At 59.2% G+C, this 18053-nt stretch carries 18 protein-coding genes; 6 read left to right on the top strand and 12 right to left on the bottom strand.

From position 1 onward, the window contains the following. Positions 1 to 32: 32 nt before the first annotated feature. On the bottom strand, positions 33 to 1550 hold the full coding sequence (gene betC, locus SJY32_RS03540) for a choline-sulfatase (protein ID WP_376871671.1): 1518 nt from the start codon (positions 1548 to 1550) through the stop codon (positions 33 to 35). Then, positions 1540 to 2148: a choline-responsive transcriptional repressor BetI gene (gene betI / locus SJY32_RS03535; RefSeq protein WP_376871668.1), complete on the bottom strand. Its 609-nt coding sequence runs from the start codon at positions 2146 to 2148 to the stop codon at positions 1540 to 1542. The genes betC and betI overlap by 11 nt, the downstream gene beginning before the upstream one ends. A 110-nt stretch (positions 2149 to 2258) precedes the next feature. Here betI and choX point away from each other — a divergent pair, with 110 nt between their 5' ends. From choX to choV, 3 genes are all read left to right on the top strand, one after another. Beyond that, positions 2259 to 3173, top strand: a complete 915-nt coding sequence (gene choX / locus SJY32_RS03530) for a choline ABC transporter substrate-binding protein (protein WP_376871665.1) — start codon at positions 2259 to 2261, stop codon at positions 3171 to 3173. Between the two features lie 135 nt (positions 3174 to 3308). Continuing rightward, positions 3309 to 4145: a choline ABC transporter permease subunit gene (gene choW, locus SJY32_RS03525; RefSeq protein ID WP_376871661.1), complete on the top strand. Its 837-nt coding sequence runs from the start codon at positions 3309 to 3311 to the stop codon at positions 4143 to 4145. Continuing rightward, the gene (gene choV / locus SJY32_RS03520) at positions 4138 to 5187 is read left to right on the top strand and encodes a choline ABC transporter ATP-binding protein (protein ID WP_376871658.1); all 1050 of its coding nucleotides are present in this window, start codon (positions 4138 to 4140) and stop codon (positions 5185 to 5187) included. The genes choW and choV overlap by 8 nt, the downstream gene beginning before the upstream one ends. A 35-nt stretch (positions 5188 to 5222) precedes the next feature. Here choV and SJY32_RS03515 read toward each other — a convergent pair whose 3' ends face one another. Both SJY32_RS03515 and SJY32_RS03510 read right to left on the bottom strand, forming a co-directional pair. Beyond that, positions 5223 to 6125 (bottom strand): DMT family transporter, encoded by a 903-nt coding sequence (locus SJY32_RS03515; RefSeq protein ID WP_376871655.1) that lies wholly within the window; start codon positions 6123 to 6125, stop codon positions 5223 to 5225. Positions 6126 to 6198: 73 nt separating this feature from the next. After that, positions 6199 to 6792 (bottom strand): LysE/ArgO family amino acid transporter, encoded by a 594-nt coding sequence (locus SJY32_RS03510; protein WP_376871652.1) that lies wholly within the window; start codon positions 6790 to 6792, stop codon positions 6199 to 6201. 89 nt (positions 6793 to 6881) lie between these two features. On the opposite strand from SJY32_RS03510, the gene SJY32_RS03505 reads away from it, so the two are divergent. Continuing rightward, the gene (locus tag SJY32_RS03505; protein ID WP_376871649.1) at positions 6882 to 7757 is read left to right on the top strand and encodes a LysR family transcriptional regulator ArgP; all 876 of its coding nucleotides are present in this window, start codon (positions 6882 to 6884) and stop codon (positions 7755 to 7757) included. A 53-nt stretch (positions 7758 to 7810) separates the two neighbouring features. Here the strand turns inward: SJY32_RS03505 and SJY32_RS03500 are convergent, their stop codons facing one another. The 6 genes from SJY32_RS03500 to mgtE all read right to left on the bottom strand — a co-directional run bounded on the left by SJY32_RS03500 (position 7811) and on the right by mgtE (position 14118). Further along, a complete protein-coding gene (locus SJY32_RS03500; protein ID WP_376871646.1) occupies positions 7811 to 8551 on the bottom strand; it encodes a YebC/PmpR family DNA-binding transcriptional regulator in 741 nt (246 codons plus the stop codon). A 96-nt stretch (positions 8552 to 8647) separates the two neighbouring features. Then, on the bottom strand, positions 8648 to 9034 hold the full coding sequence (locus SJY32_RS03495; protein ID WP_376871643.1) for a hypothetical protein: 387 nt from the start codon (positions 9032 to 9034) through the stop codon (positions 8648 to 8650). Between the two features lies 1 nt (position 9035). Continuing rightward, a complete protein-coding gene (locus SJY32_RS03490) occupies positions 9036 to 10820 on the bottom strand; it encodes an SLC13 family permease (protein WP_376871640.1) in 1785 nt (594 codons plus the stop codon). Positions 10821 to 11152: 332 nt separating this feature from the next. After that, on the bottom strand, positions 11153 to 11968 hold the full coding sequence (locus SJY32_RS03485) for a TIGR00282 family metallophosphoesterase (RefSeq protein WP_376871637.1): 816 nt from the start codon (positions 11966 to 11968) through the stop codon (positions 11153 to 11155). A gap of 153 nt (positions 11969 to 12121) precedes the next feature. Next, positions 12122 to 12685 carry a 5-formyltetrahydrofolate cyclo-ligase gene (locus SJY32_RS03480; protein WP_376871634.1) on the bottom strand — a complete coding sequence of 188 codons (564 nt, stop codon included), beginning with the start codon at positions 12683 to 12685 and terminating at the stop codon, positions 12122 to 12124. A 47-nt stretch (positions 12686 to 12732) separates the two neighbouring features. After that, positions 12733 to 14118, bottom strand: coding sequence for a magnesium transporter (gene mgtE / locus SJY32_RS03475; RefSeq protein WP_376871632.1), 1386 nt, complete (start codon positions 14116 to 14118; stop codon positions 12733 to 12735). A 177-nt stretch (positions 14119 to 14295) separates the two neighbouring features. Between mgtE and guaD the strand changes: the two genes are divergently transcribed. Continuing rightward, the gene (gene guaD, locus SJY32_RS03470) at positions 14296 to 15576 is read left to right on the top strand and encodes a guanine deaminase (protein WP_376871630.1); all 1281 of its coding nucleotides are present in this window, start codon (positions 14296 to 14298) and stop codon (positions 15574 to 15576) included. A gap of 83 nt (positions 15577 to 15659) precedes the next feature. Here guaD and SJY32_RS03465 read toward each other — a convergent pair whose 3' ends face one another. Both SJY32_RS03465 and SJY32_RS03460 read right to left on the bottom strand, forming a co-directional pair. Beyond that, the gene (locus tag SJY32_RS03465; protein WP_376871628.1) at positions 15660 to 16361 is read right to left on the bottom strand and encodes a hypothetical protein; all 702 of its coding nucleotides are present in this window, start codon (positions 16359 to 16361) and stop codon (positions 15660 to 15662) included. A gap of 155 nt (positions 16362 to 16516) precedes the next feature. Continuing rightward, positions 16517 to 16975, bottom strand: a complete 459-nt coding sequence (locus SJY32_RS03460; protein ID WP_376871625.1) for an Lrp/AsnC family transcriptional regulator — start codon at positions 16973 to 16975, stop codon at positions 16517 to 16519. A 111-nt stretch (positions 16976 to 17086) separates the two neighbouring features. Between SJY32_RS03460 and SJY32_RS03455 the strand changes: the two genes are divergently transcribed. Further along, the gene (locus SJY32_RS03455) at positions 17087 to 18022 is read left to right on the top strand and encodes a DMT family transporter (RefSeq protein WP_376871623.1); all 936 of its coding nucleotides are present in this window, start codon (positions 17087 to 17089) and stop codon (positions 18020 to 18022) included. Positions 18023 to 18053: the final 31 nt, after the last annotated feature.

Below are 18053 nucleotides of genomic sequence, written 5' to 3'. Positions count from 1 at the left end.
ATAATTCAATCACGAATTACCTTGTGTTTTTGTCACTCTCCGCGCGGAAAGCGTTGATTTTCTTCAAGGACGTTGAGGTCCATATGATTGCGCATGTAGCGTTCCGATGCGCGCTTGAGGGGCTGGTAATCCCATGGGAAATACGCGCCGTTGCGCAGGGCCTCATAGACGATCCAGCGCCGTGCCTGCGATTGCCGCACCATCGCATCGAAGGTGCTCAGATCCCACCGCGCCGCCGCATCTGCCTTCATTCGCGTAAAGGCTTCGGCTTGCGCCGCCGTCAGATCGGGCTTGTCTGCGAGGTTCAAAAGCTCTTGCGGATCTGCCTCCAGATCGAAGAACTGATCGGGATCGATCGCACAGCGGTTCAGTTTGAATTGCCCCTCACGCAGGGAAACCATCGGCGCGTAACTGCCCTCAGCGGCATATTCCATCGCTACGGGCGCCGTGCGCCCCTGCCCCATCGCCAAAGGTTTGAGCGAAATTCCGTCCGTCCAATCCATAATTTCCGACATATCGATGCCTGCCAAATCGCAAACCGTTGGCAAAACATCGATTGTCGAGACGGGCTCGGTATGAAGACCTGCCGGCAAGTCCGGGGCGCAAATCATGAGCGGAACACGCGCCGAACCCTCAAAGAAGCTCATCTTAAACCACGCACCGCGCTCCCCCAGCATATCGCCGTGGTCAGAAACGAAGAGGATGATCGCCTCTTGGCGTGTCCGCTCAAGCGTGTCGAGAATTTCACCAATCTTATCATCGATATAAGAAATATTGGCGAAATACGCGCGGCGCGAGCGGACGACATCCTCGGGTGTGATATCGAAATTGGCCATATCAGATGCGAGGTAGAGGCGCTTTGAATGTGGGTCGAGATCCTCAAAGGCGATCGGGCCGACATCTGGTGTAAGATGCTGACAATCTTCATAAAGATCCCAATATTTGCGACGGGCAACATAGGGATCATGCGGGTGGGTGAAACTGACTGTGAGGCACCAAGGCCGTGCGTCGGCCCCGCGCGAAAGATCATAAATCTTGCGCGTCGCCTCATAGGCGACCTCGTCGTCATATTCCATCTGATTAGAAATTTCGGCAACACCCGCGCCCGTCACCGAGCCCATATTATGATACCACCAATCAATCCGCTCGCCCGGTTTGCGGTAATCCGGCGTCCAGCCGAAATCGGCGGGGTAAATATCGGTTGTGAGCCGTTCTTCAAAGCCGAGCATCTGATCGGGGCCGACGAAATGCATCTTTCCCGATAGACATGTGTGATAGCCCGCGCGGCGCAAATGATGCGCGTAAGTTGGGATGTCGGACGCAAATTCTGCTGCGTTGTCGTAAACTTGCGTTCGATTTGGCAATTGCCCAGACATGAACGACGCCCGTGCCGGCGCGCAGAGGGGCGAGGCTGTGTAGCTGTTTTTGAAACGAGCAGATCGGGCCGCCAGTCGTTTTAAATTCGGCGCGTGCAACCAATCCGCGGGACCATCGGGAAAGAGCGTGCCGTTCAATTGGTCGACCATCAGAATGAGAATGTTAGGCTTCATCGCACGCTCCAATCTCATGTCCGAACGTCTCCATAACCAATGCCACCGCAGCCGCCGGATCGAGTGCGTGATCGAAATCCTCCGCGCCCCGCGTCAGGGCAGCACGCAGGTAAAGCCCGTCGATCAACGCGGCAAGCGATTGCGCAACCGTCGCCGCGCGCGCGTTGCCGATGATCGGGCGCAGATCATGCAGCAAATTCGAATTCAGGCGCCGGTGGTACACATTCAAAAGTCGCCGCGCATCCGAATCGGTTTGGGCCAAAACGTAGAAATTAAGCCACGCCGAAACGACTTCGCGCCGGAAGGAATCGGGGGCGAAACTGGCATCAATCACCGCCTTGAGACGCTCGCGCGGCGTACGCGCCCCGGCCAAAGATTGCCGCGCCTCAACACCGAAAAGCGTCATGACGTGGCGCATCGTTGCCACGAAGATTTGCTCCTTCGAGCCGAAGTAATGATGGGCCAAAGCGGATGAGACACCCGCACGTTGCGCGATTTGCGCAACCGTAACCTCCAGTGATCCACGCCGCCCGATCTCATGGATCGTGGCCTGAACAATTTCGGCACGGCGGAGGGGTTCTGCACGAAGCTTTGCCATGGGGTTCCTAGAAAATGGTTGCAAAACCTATTGTGAAATGAGTTTATTGACTCGTCAATCAACAAAAGTCGGCAATGTCCGATCAGCATGCTCAGGGAGAGCTCCAACAGATGAAACTAACACCTGCACTTTCCGGCCTTGCCCTTCTCGCCGCTGCGGGCACCGCACAGGCTGCTTGCGAAGAGATCACGTTTTCCGATGTCGGCTGGACGGATATTACCGTGACGACCTCAGCGACAAAGCAAGCTCTGATGGCGCTTGGCTATGATGTGGATGTAAAGATCCTATCCGTTCCGGTGACATTCGCGTCGATTGAGGCGGATGATGTCGATGTATTTTTGGGCAACTGGATGCCTGCCCAAGAAGGCGCGGTGAAACCCTATCTCGACAACGGCGAAGCGGTGATCTTGTCAGAGAACTTGCAAGGCACAGCCTATACGCTCGCCGTGCCGTCGTATCTTTGGGATAAAGGGCTGCAAAGCTTTGCGGATGTTGCCAAATTCAAGGACGATCTGGACGGGAAGATCTACGGGATCGAGCCGGGCAATGAGGCCAATGAATACCTGATTTCGGAGACTGAGTCCGGCAAGATGTTCGAGGGGTTCGAAATTGTCGAGAGCTCCGAGCAGGGGATGCTCGCACAGGTGCGACGTTTTTACCCAAATGAGGAAGCGGTCGTTTTCCTTGGCTGGGCGCCGCATCCGATGAATGCAAACTTCGATATGAAATATCTCCCCGGCGGTGAAAGTTTCTTTGGCGGTGAAGGTGTTGTGAACACAATCGCGCGCAAGGAATTTGCCGCCGACTGCCCGAATGTTGCGAAATTGCTGAGCAACCAGACCTTCTCGTTGGAGATGGAAAACACGATCATGGGGGCGATCTTGGATGATGGCGCCGAGCCCGATGCGGCGGTTTTGGCGTGGCTGCAGGCAAATCCGGCAACGGTTGAGCCTTGGTTGGACGGCGTGACCACGAAAGATGGCGGCGATGCGCTCTCGGCTGTGAAGTCCGGTCTCGGGCTTTAAGCCCTTCTCCCCCCGGCCCATGCATGACGGCGTGCGTATCGGCATGCGTGTCGGGGGGAATTTACGTGGCGCATGTTGTGCGCCGCCCCCATCCAACGACAAGCCGTAGCAAGCGGCCGCACAAGGGACGTTCATATGGACTGGCTCACCCAGAAAATTCCCGTCGGCAAATCCGCCGCGCAGATTTTCGATTGGCTTCAATTACACGGCAAGGGCTTCTTTGACGGCATCGCGGCGTTCATGGAAGTGATGATCAACTCGATTTTATGGGTTCTCCAGACCCCGCATCCGCTTGTAATCGTGGCGGCATTCGTCGGCTTGACCTATGCTTTGCAACGCAACTGGAAGACCGCGCTCATGGTTTTCTTGGGCTTTTTGTTTATCCTCAATCAAGGCTATTGGAAGAACACGACGGAAAGCTTAACGCTTGTGCTCTCGGCTTGTGTGATCGTCATGGTGATTGGCGTTCCCATCGGTATCAGTGTCGCGCATCGTCCGCGCCTTTATGCCGGATTACAGCCTGTCCTTGACCTGATGCAGACGTTGCCGACCTTCGTCTACCTCATCCCCGCGATCGTGTTTTTCGGTCTCGGCATGGTTCCGGGCCTGATCGCGACGGTGATCTTCGTTCTGCCTGCTCCGATCCGGCTCACACATTTGGGGATTTCCTCAACCCCGCCCGCGCTATTGGAGGCCGCGACGGCTTTTGGCGCGACACCGAACCAGGTTTTGTGGAAGGTCGAGCTTCCGTATGCCCTGCCCCAGATTATGGCCGGCCTCAATCAGGCGATTATGCTGTCTCTCTCAATGGTGGTTATTGCCGCGATGGTCGGCGCAAACGGGCTCGGCGTTCCGGTCGTGCGGGCGCTCAATACGGTGAACACGTCGCTCGGATTTGAATCGGGCATGATTATTGTTGTGGTGGCCATCATTCTGGATCGGATGCTGCGGATGGGGAAATCGAATGACTGAGCACGCAACCAACCCAAACCGGCCGAAAACCGCTGTTGAGTTCGACAACGTATCGATCGTCTTTGGCGAGCAACCACAAAGCGCCCTGCCCGCATTGGACGCAGGCGCAAGCCGCGCCGATGTGCGGGCAACGACCGGCCAGACCTTGGGCGTTCATGATTGCTCGCTCACCGTGGCGGAGGGCGAAATTCTTGTGCTGATGGGCCTATCGGGGTCAGGCAAATCTACGTTGCTACGCGCCGTCAACGGCCTCAATCCGGTGGTGCGCGGATGCGTTCGCGTCTCGGATGGCGCGGGGCTGGTCGATGTCACCAACGCCGATCCGGCGACTTTGCGGCGCATCCGGCAAAAGCGTGTCGCGATGGTCTTCCAACAGTTTGGCTTGCTGCCGTGGCGCACCGTTCGCGAGAATGTCGGATTGGGGTTGGAACTCGCGGGGATGGGCGTTGCCGAACGGCGCTTGGTTGTTGAAGAGCAGCTGGCGCTCGTAGGGCTTGCCAGTTGGGCCGATCGGAAAGTCTCCGAACTGTCGGGCGGCATGCAGCAACGTGTGGGTCTCGCGCGTGCTTTTGCCACCGATGCGCCGATCTTGCTGATGGACGAGCCATTCTCCGCGCTGGACCCGCTCATCCGCGCGCGCCTGCAAGATGAGCTGCTCGAGCTCCAACAAAAGCTGAAGCGCACAATTATCTTCGTGTCTCACGATCTTGACGAGGCGTTCAAACTTGGCAACCGGATCGCCTTGATGGAGGGCGGGCGTCTTGTGCAACTGGGTACCGCACGTGACATCATTGCCAACCCTGCGAATGAGTATGTTGCCGATTTCGTGGCGCATATGAACCCTCTCGGGGTCTTGCGGGCCGCCGATCTTGCGGTCGATGGCCCTGCGACGGAAGGTGCGCCGAAGGTCTCGGAGGGGACGCCTGTGCGCGAGGTGATGGAGCTTTTATGCGCGCATCCCGATGTAATGCTCGCCAATGGCACGAAAATCACGCGCGAGAGCGTTATCGCCAAGTTGATAGATCCGCGCGGACAGGCCTAAGGCTAACGGGTCGCGCGGGATCTGCGCGGCCCGTGTCAGGTTTTGGTCGCGCCGACAGTCGGCGTGACCCCGCGCTTGTTAATCTGCGCCTCGCGCAATGTCATATAGCTGATCGCGCCGATAATCACCGCACCGCCGAGTAACACATACGGATCGACCGCCTCCCCAAACAACACCGATCCCAGCAATGTCGCCCAGACAAGCTGTAAGAATGTCACCGGTTGCGTGACCGTCATCGGCGCGCAGGCGAAGGCACGCGTCATGCAGTAGTGGCCCGCCGTGGCAAAAACCGCGACCAACGCCAGCGCCGCCACCTGCACGATGCTCACCGGCACCCAGACCAGAATTGCGAACGGTGCCAGACACACCGTCACCATCAATGACAACATCGCCACAACCACCCCCGCCGGCGCGACGTCGGATAGGCGCTTCGCGACGAGGTAACTCATCCCGAAGACGACCCCCGCCCCAAGTTGCGAGGCATGACCAATCGAGAGCTCGCGCAGGCCAGGACGGAGAACGATCAACGCGCCGACAATCGCCACCGCAATCGCGATCATCCGGCGCAGCGCGAAGCTTTCGCCAAAGATGAGCGCCGCACCAATCGTCACAATGATCGGGTTTATGTAGCCGATCGCGGTGACTTCGGCGATCGGGATCCGTGCCATGGCAAAAAACCAAAGCACGACCGCGACCGTGTGAAGCCCGCCGCGCAGCAAGAATATCTTGAGCGAGCCGTCAGGCAGCCCCCTGCGCATCACGCTGACCAGTGCCGGCGTCAGCAACAAGAGCCCTGCCGCGAAGCGGATAAAGGCGCTTTGTAAGGCGGGCAGGTCATCTCCGAGCCAGCGCACGATCCCGTTCACGGCGACAAAATTCAGGCCAGTTGCGAGCATCCAAAGGACACCCAAGACGGGGCGTTGCGGTGTTTTTTCCATGCCGCACCTGACCCCAAACCCACGCGCCCCGCAAGCGCGGCTTTGTATCGGTTACATCCCGCTCCGCCGCCCATCACGCGCCTGTCGCCAAACTCCACGCAATCGACCACATCAAGATCGCAATCCCCCCGTCGAGGCCCCGCCATGCGTCGGGGCGCGCGAATACCGGCGCGAGATAGCGCGCGCCGTAGCCAAGCGCCGTGAAAAACAGCACCGATCCGCAGGCCGCGCCGAGGCCGAACATCAACGGCTGCGCGTATTGCGCCGATACCGCGCCAATCAACACCACCGTATCCAGCCAGACATGCGGATTGAGCAAAGTAAGGGCCGCGAGGCTCCCGAGGATGGCACCAAGCGGTTTACGGGTCGTCGCGCCAAGCTCCAAAGTCGCGCCGCCGCGCCATGCCGCGCGCGCAGATCGCGCCCCGTACCATAACAAGAATCCAACCCCGCCCCAGCGCAACGCTGACTGGATGACAGGATGGGCCGCAAAAGCGCCCGCCCCCACGACGCCGATCCCGATCAATACCGCGTCCGAGAGCGCGCAAAACGCGACCACAGGCAAGACATGCTCCCGCAGTATACCTTGGCGTAAAACAAAGGCATTTTGCGCACCGATCGCAACAATCAACGACAGCGCCAGCTTCAACCCGACCCAAAATTCCACGCAGCATCTCCACTAATATCGATGCCAGATCTCGCCTTTTGCTCACAAATGGTCAAATTAAGATTATAGCTTCAGATTAAGGATAGCTAATGCTGGATTACCCCGCCCTCCTCGCCTTGGCAGAGGTTTTGCGTACCGGATCTTTTGAGCAAGCGGCACGCGCCCTCAACGTCACACCCTCCGCCATTTCGCAGCGGATCAAAGCGCTCGAGGATCGCACCGGTGCGCCGCTTGTTCTGCGCGGCACCCCCTGCACCGGCACGCAAACGGGTCGGCGCCTCGCTCTGCATGCCGAACAAGTGCGGCTTCTTGAGCAAGGGCTTGATCTCGCGGGGGAGCGGACAACCACCCTTACCCGCCCGCCAGTGATCCGCATTGCGGTGAACGCGGACAGTCTGGCAAGCTGGTTGATCCCCGCTTTGGCGGAGGTAAAGGGGGTTTTATTCGATCTGGTGATCGACGATCAGGACCATTGCGACGAGTGGCTAACACGCGGGGAAGTTTGGGCGGCGATTACCGCGAACCCCGCTGCGCAAACGGGATGCGATAGCCTACCCTTGGGCGCGTTACGCTACATCGCCACCGCCGCCCCTGCGTTTATCGCCGAGCACTTCGCGCAGGGCGTAACGGCGGAGGCGCTGGCACGCGCGCCGTCCTTGGTGTTCAACGCCAAAGATCGGTTGCAGGCCCAATGGGCGAAGATGGAGACTGGCGTCAGCGCGCCTCTGCCCGCCCATATCCTGCCCTCACCGCAAGCCTTCCTCGATGCGGCGCGCGCGGGTTTGGGATGGGGGATGAATATCGAAACAATGGCGCGCGAGGATCTTGCCGCACAGCGGCTCGTCTCGCTCTCCCCTCGGCATCTCGATGTGGCGCTTCATTGGAAGGTTCTGCGCGCGATGAAAGGGCCGCTCACGCCCCTGACGGCGGCGGTGCGATCCGCCGCGGCCCGTGTTTTGATCTAGGATATACAAAAGGCCCCCCGAAACCGGAGGGCCTTTTGCGTCAAATTTCGCACTCAAAGCTGCGCGGCAACATCCTCAGGGACGTCGAAGTTATGCGTTACGGTTTGCACATCATCGTCGTCTTCAAGCATATCAATCAGCTTCATCAGCTTGGTCGCCGTTTCAAGATCAACCTCGGTGGTCACTTGCGGTTTCCAGATCAACTTGGATTCCGTCGACTCGCCAAGCTCTTTCTCAAGCGCGTCGGAAACCTCCGCGAGGCTCTCCATCGCGCAATAGATGTAATGGCCTTCCTCATCGGATTCGACATCATCGGCGCCCGCTTCCAATGCCGCCATCATCACCGTGTCGGTATCGCCCGCGCTCACCGGATAGGTGATTTCGCCCACACGATCAAACCCGTGGGAAACCGATCCGGTCTGGCCCATGTTGCCACCGCATTTGGTGAAATAGGAGCGCACATTCGACGCTGTCCGGTTCACGTTATCGGTCATCGTCTCGACGATCACAGCGATCCCGTTGATGCCGTAGCCTTCATAGCGGATCTCGGTATAGCTTTCCGCATCGCCGCCGACGGCTTTCTTGATCGCGCGGTCGATCACGTCCTTCGGGCAGGACACGGCCTTCGCCGCCTTCACCGCCAAACGCAGACGCGGGTTCTTTTCCGGATCTGGGTCGCCCATTTTTGCGGCAACCGTAATCTCTTTTGCGAGCTTCGAGAACAGTTTCGAGCGCGCAGCATCCTGACGACCTTTACGGTGTTGGATGTTTGCCCATTTTGAGTGGCCAGCCATGCGCCTTCTCCATCAAAAATTGAAATTCTTGGCCTCTATAGGCCAGAGCATCGCCCGCCTGCAAGCCGCTGCCTGCAAGCGGGGCGCTTTGTCTGCTTAATTTCGTCCACCGCCGGTGGGGAAATCATAGGTCCAGCTCAAGCCCTTGCCCGACATGAGTTGCACACGCGCGTAGGGGGCAAAGTACTGACCCAAGCTTCCGTCAATCGCTTTGCCGACATGAGATTCGCCCTCGGGACGGATATTATAGGCCAAGCCGCCGCCGCACCCCGGCATTTCGCCCGCGATCAGCGGCGCACCGCGTGTCCAATCCTCGCGCGTCAGATCAACCTCGCATTTCGAGCCGTTCGACATGCGCACCTTAAGCACCTGCCCCGTGAGCGAGACCTCCTGCGGCGCGCCGTCAGGCAGCATAATCTGCGCGCAGCCAGCGATCAGAGCGAGCGGCAAAACCGCGAAAGAGAGAATAGATGTCAGGCGCATATCAGCCTCCAAGTGGCCAAATGAGGGGGATGGTCAGGCAGGCGACAACCCCCGTCACGATATCCATCGGAATACCGAGCCGAAGGAAGTCAGAGAACCGGTAGCCACCGGGCCCGTAGACCATCATATGCGTCTGATAGCCGATCGGTGTGGCGAAGGCTACAGAGGCCGAAAACATCACCGCCACCGCGAAGGGACGCGGATCGAGCCCCAAAGTCACCGCGAGCTGAATCGCAATGGGCGTGTAAATCACCGCAACAGCGTTATTTGACAGGAATTCCGTCAACACCAACCCAAGGAAATACACAGCAAACAGCGCGGCAAGCGGGGGCAAACCCATCAGATGCGGCGCGACCGCATCCACGATTAATTGAACGGCGCCCGATTCCTCCAACGCCTCGCCCACGATCAACATCGAGAAAATCATCGCCAGCAAACGGCCATCCACGAAGGAAAAGGCCTCATCCGCATCGATCGAGCGGAACAGCAACAGGCCTGCCACCGCAATCATCGCCAGCAACATGATCGGCGCAACATTGAATGCGGAGAGCAGGACGACCGCCGCCAAAGCCCCCGCCGCCAACGGCATATGTGACCGGCGGAAGGCCCGCACGGTTGGCTTGTTCACATCCACCAAATCCATATCCGATGCGAGCCGCGCGATATCCTCCGGTGCGCCCTCAAGCAACAACGTATCGCCAACGACGACGACGAGATCGTCCAACTGCCGCCCGATATTTTGGTTGCGGCGATGCGCGGCCAGAACGTAGACCCCGTAGCGACGACGAAGCCGCAGCTCGCCCAAGCTCCGCCCGATCATCCTGCAACCGGGGGAGATCAGAACCTCCACCGTCTCGGTTGCGACCGAACTCAACTTGTCGACCATCCGCAAATCGGGGTTTTGTTGCATCCCGAGCAGCTCGGTCATCTCGGTGCGCAAAACGACACGGTCCCCGCCCTCAAGCGTGGTGCCTTGCAGATCGCGCCGCAGAGACGCGTCGCCGCGCAACACATCGACCACCCGAACCCCATCACGGCGGAAGTTATCAACCGTCAACACGGATTGACCAATCAGGCCAGACCCCTCGGGGATCGCCACCTCGGTGAAATATTTCATCTTCGGACGCGCGCCCAGCATATGCGACATCGACTGACGATCCGGCACGAGGCTCTTGCCAAAGAACATGATGAAAATCGAGCCCGCAGCCGAAATCGCGAGGCCGACCGGCGCAATTTCGAAGATCGAAAACGCCTCCATCCCTGCTTTTTGCACGACCCCGTCAACGAGAATGTTGGTCGAGGTGCCGATCAGGGAAATCATGCCGCCCATGACCGTAAAATACGACAATGGTTGCAACAGCCGCGAGGGCGCGATGCCCAGTTTGCGCGCGATCTGAATGAAGACAGGGATCATCACCGCAACGACGGGCGTATTGTTCATAACGGCGGAGGCGGCCATGACCATCCCGAACATCGCAACCAGCGTGAAGGCGGGGCGCTCAGATACGTGGCTTTCTGCGAACCGCGTCATGCGGTCCAACGCGCCCGTGCGCACCAATGCCCCCATGATGAGAAACATAAAGGCGATCGTCCAAGGCGCGGAATTCGAGAGGGTGCCAACGGCCGTCTCGTAAGGGATAAAACCGAAGATCAGCATGATCGCGGCGCCCGCCATGGCGACAACCTCAGGCGGGACGCGTTCACGCAGGAACATCGCAAACATCCACAAAACGATCAGCAGCGCTGCGATTGCGGTGCCGGTCTCAGACAGGTGGAGGTCAATCATGATCCCTCGGATATGTGGTTACTACTCGCGCGATACTACTCGCTCGGTCTACGGACACAAGAGAACTGCTTGCGTATCAGGGGATTGCTGCAGATTTAAGGAAAGCGGGGCATCTTACCATGCGCGCGCGCGACAAATGATGCGCGATCAGGCAAAACGCAAAACGACTTGGGCCTTTACGGGCGCGTTAACGGAAAAATCGCCGCGTATCCGGCAGACAATTGGTGAAGCGGGCAGTCCGGCTGGCGGTCAGGCGGGCGGGCAGTCACGCGGACAGGCAGGCGGCGAAGCAATCGGGCCCGCAACAGGCCCGTGCGCGCAGTTGGGCAGGGTTAGGCCGGCCCCGACTGCGCCAGACGCCCGCCCTGACGAACCATCTCAACCCGCGTCGCTTTCCCCGTGCGATCATCCGTCTCAATATAAAGGCCCGAGAGCGTGGCCTCGCCATTGGCGGGAGTGAAGCGTTCTTTCGGCATTCCGGTGATGAAACGGCGCATCGGCTCCGCCTTTTCCATCCCGATGACGGAATTATAATCGCCGCACATCCCCGCATCCGTCAGATAGGCAGTCCCGCCTTGCAAAATCATGGCGTCCCCTGTGGGCACATGGGTATGGGTGCCCACAACGACGCTCGCGCGGCCATCGCACCAATGTCCCATCGCCATTTTCTCGGATGTCGCCTCGCAATGCATATCCACCAAGCTGGCTTGCACCATCCCGCCCAAAGGATGCGATTTCAAAACGGCCTCGATATGCGAGAAAGGATCGTCGAAGGCGCGCTTCATAAAGACCTGACCAAGAGCTTGCGTCACGAGGATCTTGCGGCCCCGCGCATCCGAAAACACGCGCGCGCCTTTGCCGGGCGCCTCTTTGGCAAAATTCAGCGGTCGGAGGATGCGAGGCTCGGTTTCGATAAACCGCAGCATGTCTTTTTGATCGAACGCGTGATCGCCCAAGGTGACGCAATCGGCTCCCGCCGCCAGAATCCCCTTTGCATGATCCGGCGTCAACCCCATCCCAGAGGAGGCGTTCTCACCATTGACCACAACGAAATCGAGCCGCCATTCGGTGCGAAGGCGGGCCAGATGCTGGGTGATAGCGGCGCGCCCGGCGCGGCCCATCACATCTCCGAGAAACAGGATTTTCATGCCGCGGGCATAGGCCCAAAAGTCGCGGCGCGCAAGATTTAACGCCCCGATCGTGCCGCCCTTGGCGGGCTGCGGTCGCTCACTGGCTTGATATGTGACGGACGGCGTGACCGCGCGGAGCGCGCCTCGCCCACATCGCGCCGTCGAAAGAGGTCACGCCTCGGGAAAGAGAACGCCGCGATCCGTAACGACAAGATCCAAAGGCTCGTCCGTGTCCTCAACGGGAACCGCCTCCAATTCCTGCGCGGCATAGGCAAACCCGATGGCCGTGACAGGCCCGAGGCGGCGCAATCGCTCCAAGGTGCGGTCATAAAACCCGCCCCCGTACCCCAACCGGAAACCACGTTCATCAAACCCCAGCATCGGCACGATCACCGCCTGCGGCTCAAGATACGGGCCTTGCGCAGGGATCATCGCGCCGAAAGCGCCCTCCACCATATCGCAATCAGGCGTCCAGAGCTGGAATTTGAGCGGCCGCCCCTCGGCCTCGATCACAGGCACGCAAACCGGCCCGTCATGCGCGGCCATCGCGGCAAGCGGGTCAATCTCGGAATGGATCGGCATATATCCGGCAAGCACCTTGCCCGAAAATGCGGAAAGTATGTTGGACAGATGCCCCAAAGCCGCCGTTGAGTGCCCCCCCGCCTCGGCATGCGCCGCTTTGCGCGCGGCGCGGCACAAGGCGCGCGCCTCCGCTTTTTGCTCAAGAATGTCCATACGCCCCTCCGATTGCCCGACCGCGTCTTGCGCCTGTCCGTGCTCCGTCACAACAGCACCGCCGTCGCCAGACCGAGGAAGGCCATGAATCCGACGATGTCGGTCATCGTCGTGACGAACGTTCCCGATGCCAGCGCCGGATCAAGCCCCGCCCGATCCAACGTGAGGGGCACCAAAACGCCCGCCAGTGCCGCAACGATCAGGTTGATAATCATCGCAGCCCCGATCACCGCGCCCAGCGCCCATGAATCGTAGGCCAGATACCCCACCGCGCCCATAATCAGGGCGAAGAAGACGCCGTTAATCAACCCCACAGTCGCCTCGCGCATCACCACGCGGCCCGCGTTGCTTTCGGTCAGATTGCGCGTCGCAAGCGCCCGCACCGCAACCGCGAGGGATTGCGTCCCTGCGTTCCCGCCCATCGAGGCCACGATCGGCATCAACGCCGCGAGTGCGACGATAGTGGTGATCGAATCCGAGAACCACGAGATGACCCAAGCCGATAGATTGGCGGACAGCAAATTCACAAACAACCAAGGCGTGCGGGATTTGACCGTCTCGACCACGCCATCCGAAACCGAGCTTTCTTCGCTCACACCCGCGAGCAAGAGCATATCTTCCTCGTGCTCCTCATCCAGAACCGACATCGCATCGTCAATCGTGATCACGCCGACGAGGCGATCATCGTCATCGACAACAGGTGCCGAGATCAGGTGATATTGGTTGAAGGCGTAAGCGACATCGCCCTCCTCCTGAAACGCCGAAATCGTGCGGAAGCTTTCCTCGGCCAAATCTTTGAGCAAGGTATCGCGCTTTGACGCGAGCAATTTGCCCAACGTCACGTATCCGACCGGATGGTGCCCGGGATCGACGAGGATCACGTGGTAGAATTGATCCGGCAACCACGGCTCGGCGCGCAGGAAGTCAATCGTCTGCCCCACGGTCCAGAATTCCGGCGCGGAAACGACCTCGCGCTGCATCAAGCGACCCGCCGAATATTCTGGATAAGCCAGCGATTGCTCGACTGCGGCGCGATCGGATTCCTCAAGCGCTTCGAGGATCTCTTCTTTTTGCGCCGGTTCGAGATCCTCGATCAGATCGACGACATCGTCCGATTCCAGCTCGCGCACCGCCTCCGCCAGAATGTGTTTGGGCAGCGCGTCGAGCACTTCCTCGCGGATTAATTCGTCAATCTCCGACAGGATCTCGCCGTCGATCTCGTCTCCCCAAAGGCGCAACAGACTGCGGCGCTCATTCGGGCGAAGCTGTTCCAGAAGGTCGGCGACGTCAGCGGCGTGAAGGGGCTCGATCAACGCGATAAGCTGCGTTGCATCCTCAACCTCAAGGGCCGCGCGAATATCCGCGACCAAATCGCTATCGAGAGAGAAGTCGTCTTCCTCGCGTTCTTCGATATCCGCCCGATCTTCCGCCATACCGCCTCCGCAAGGTTTTGCGCTAGCATAACGTGTTTTGCGCGGCGCAACAGGGGGCGCGGCGCATTTAACTCACGGTTTCACATAGCTGTTTCAATCGCCCCTTGGCGTGCAAGCGCATGATTTACCTTCGCGCCCGCGCGGCCTAATCTGTGCGAAATGACAAAGGGGCGTGGAATGGATATCTTACTCGGGCAAGTGTTGCGGTTTACGGCCGACCCTTTCACAGCCGGACCGGACGCGATGCAGGTGGATGAGGCCTTGGCAATCCATGAGGGCAAGATCATTGCCGTTGGTGCGGCCGATGCGCTGCGTGCCGCCTATCCCGCCGCGCGAACCCGCGATTACGGCGCGCAGGTGATCTCCGCCGGTTTCATCGATGCACATGTGCACTACCCCCAAACCGCGATCATCGCGAGTTGGGGAAAACGGCTGATTGACTGGCTCAATACCTACACCTTCCCCGAAGAAATGCGGTTTAACGATCCCGCTTACGCCCAGATGATTGCCGCGCGGTATTTCGATCTCGCCTTGGCGCATGGCACGACGACGATGTGCTCCTTTGCGACGATCCACCCTGCCTCGGTCGACGCGTTTTTTGCACAAGCGCAAGCGCGCGGCATGCGGGCATTGACCGGCAAGACCTGCATGGATCGCAACGCGCCGGACGGGCTGCGCGATACGGCGCAATCGGCGTATGATGATAGCAAAGCGCTCATCGCGCGCTGGCACGGGGTTGACCGGCTCGGCTATGTGATCACGCCCCGCTTCTCCCCGACCTCCACACCAGACCAGCTCTCCGCGCTGGGCGCGCTTTGGGGCGAGCATCCCGATTGCCTGATGCAAACCCATTTGAGCGAGCAGACTGACGAGATCGAATGGGTGCGCGGGCTCTTCCCGACCGCTCGCGACTATCTCGACACCTATGAGATGCACGGCTTGCTGGGCCCCAATGCGCTTTACGGCCACGCTATCCATCTGGAGGCGCGTGAACGCGACCGGATTTTGGAAACCGGCGCCGCAATGGTGCATTGCCCAACGTCAAACACCTTCATCGGATCAGGGTTGATGGATCTGGCGGCGCTAAAAGCCAAGGGCCACCGCATTGGGCTTGCGACCGATACAGGCGGCGGATCGTCGTTCTCGATGCTGCGCACAATGGCCGCCGCCTATGAGATCGGCCAGCTAAAAGGTCGGCCGTTGCACCCCGCCGAATTGTGGTGGCTTGCCACTCAAGGATCGGCGCAAGCCCTGAATTTGGGGGATAAAATCGGAAATATTGAGGTGGGGATGGAGGCGGATCTTGTGATCATCGACCTGAAGTCGACGCCCGCAATTGCGCAACGCAATGCGCAAGCGGGTGATATTTTTGAGGCAATCTTCCCCACGATTATGATGGGAGACGACCGCGCGATCACTGACGTTTGGATCAACGGGAAAAACCGGACGGCACCGTAACACGGGGGCCGTAACCGGAGCGAAACCGATAAAAATTGCCCGCAGCAACTCATGAAAACGTGAGATGCTGCGGGCGGAAGCGATTACAGGCCTGGAAGAATTTCCAAGAACCCACGCTTGCCGAAGGTCGTCCCACGGTTTGCGCCGAAGGTCATCCGTGCGCCCAGCTCGAAGTAGCTCTCGCTGCCGAGATCCTCGATATCTGCTTGACCCAATTCGCCAGAGATTACCACGCGATCGAACGCGTATTCGCTCACAAGCGCCACGCGGCTCGCGTCGACGCTGTCAACGTCGAGATTGTCATAGCCCAACCCGAAGGAGAAACTCTCAGTCGCGTTGTAGAGCGCCGAAATGCCGAACAAATTGCCGTCGATATCGTCCGCCTCGCCGTGCGCGATATAGCCCTCAACCTCCATCAGGCCCATTTCATGACCGACTTCGAGGCCGTAAGAGGTCTGACCAAGGCTTTCCACGTCTTCGCGCGTGATGAACGCACCGAAGGAGGTGAAGTCATCGAGATGGTAGATCCCGTGCAGCGTGAAGGCTTTGCCGTCGAAATCCGTCGCGCCGAATTTCATAAAGCTCAAATCGCCCTGAACGGCGAACTGACGATCAAAACCGTATTCAACCGATCCTGCCAGCGCGTTTTTATCAACGTTGCCTGCGCTGTCATCGGAAAACGCCGAGTAGCTATAACCAAGGGCGCCGCCAGTGACTTCGCCTGCGACCGCTGCCTGCGCGAAACCTGCGGCCAAAATTGCCGCTGTGCCAAAAATTTTTTTCATTTTTTTACCTGTATTGTAGACTGAGATTAATAAATACCCCGCAGGCGAATCAGTCACAAGCGGGTTATGGCTCTCTCCTCGCACAGGCCTTGCGCAGTGTGACTTTGGTGCACGCCGCGGGCTTTCCCGTTTAAAAACGCCCTTATATTTTGCGCCTAGAGCAATCGTGGGAACACCGATGATTGCTTCAAAATCCCGTATGCGAAACTCGTATCAATCGATGCGATGCCGGGAATGGCGTGCAGTTTCACACGCACGAAGGTCTCGTATCCCTGTAAATCCTCGACCAAAACCCGCAACAAGTAATCGTCTGTCCCGCTGATAACGTAACAATCCAGAATCTGCTCGGTTTCGCAGACCTTCTTTTCGAACAGATTGACCACCGCGCCTGCGTGACTTTCCAGACGGATCCGCACCAACACCGTAATCGGAAGACCGTACGCTTTCTCGTCCACGATCGCGGTATATCCCTTGATCACGCCGCTCTCCTCTAACGCACGCGTGCGACGCAGGCAGGGGGACGGGGATAGGTTAACCTTCTCCGCCAGATCTTGGTTTGTCAGGCGCCCGTTTTCTTGCAGAGCTTTGATGATCTGGCGATCTTTACTATCCATAGCGCCCCTCATTGGCAGATTCTGCCTCAAATAGACCTCATCAAGCAATAATTCGCAATCACATGCCGCCGGAAACCGCATATACAGGACGAAATTATGAGGTAGGATTGCATGATAACGCCCCCTGTGGATGCTGCCTTTTTCGCGGATGCGCGCGCGCAACGTGTGCAGATGTTGATCGGATACGCGGCGATTGCTTTGACGGTGTTGATCTGGGCGAGCTTTGCCCTCGCCACCCGCGCGGCGAGCGCGTCAGCTCTCACGATTGGGGATGTAGCGCTCATTCGGTCGGTCGTGCCTGCGCTGATCTTATTGCCGTTCATGCCTGCGCGTCTTGCGATGGTCCGCGCCATGCCGCTGCGCAACGCGGCGCTTATCGCCATTGGTGCGGGGGCGCCGTTCATCTATCTCGCGGCTTTGGGCGGCGCGCAGACCTCCGCAACCCATGTTGGTGCGCTGATTGCGGGCACGACGCCGATCTCGGTCGCGGTGTTACTCTGGCTTACGACGCGTGAGCGCCCGTCCAAGGGGCGCATGACGGGAATGGTGATCATTATGGCGGGGGCCGCGGTCTTGGTAGCGAGCGCGGGCGGCGTCTCCTCGGAGAGCTTGAAAGGCATCCTTTATCTGCTTGGAGCAAGTTTGCTCTGGGCGAGCTATTCGATGGGCCAACGCGGAAGCGGGCTCGATCCTGTCGGCTGTGCGATTGTGATGTCCGTTCCCTCGGCGGTGGCTCTAGCAGTGCTCTGGGCTCTCGGCGTGATCCCCAGCAACCTGAGCTTTCACCAAGGCGGCGCAACCTTTGAAGACGCCCTCCCCTTCCTCCTCGTGCAGGGCATCGGCGCGGGGGTGATTTCCAGCATGACCTATGCGGTAGCGATCAGCAGGTTGGGGGTGTCGACGGCCGCGACCATCGGCGCACTCGCCCCCGCAATCGCCGCCGTGATCGCCGTCCCTGTTTTGGGGGAGCGCCTGTCAATCGGCGTGGCCAGCGCGGTGTTGATTATTTGTGCCGGCGTGATCTTGTCGAACCGCATGAAACGTTAACGGACGCATGTAAAAAGGGGCGCTGCATGTG

Origin of the sequence: Albirhodobacter sp. R86504 (assembly GCF_042466415.1) — a bacterium.
In the GTDB taxonomy this organism is placed as follows: Bacteria; Pseudomonadota; Alphaproteobacteria; order Rhodobacterales; family Rhodobacteraceae; genus Albirhodobacter.
This window is presented reverse-complemented; position numbering and strand designations above follow the sequence as displayed.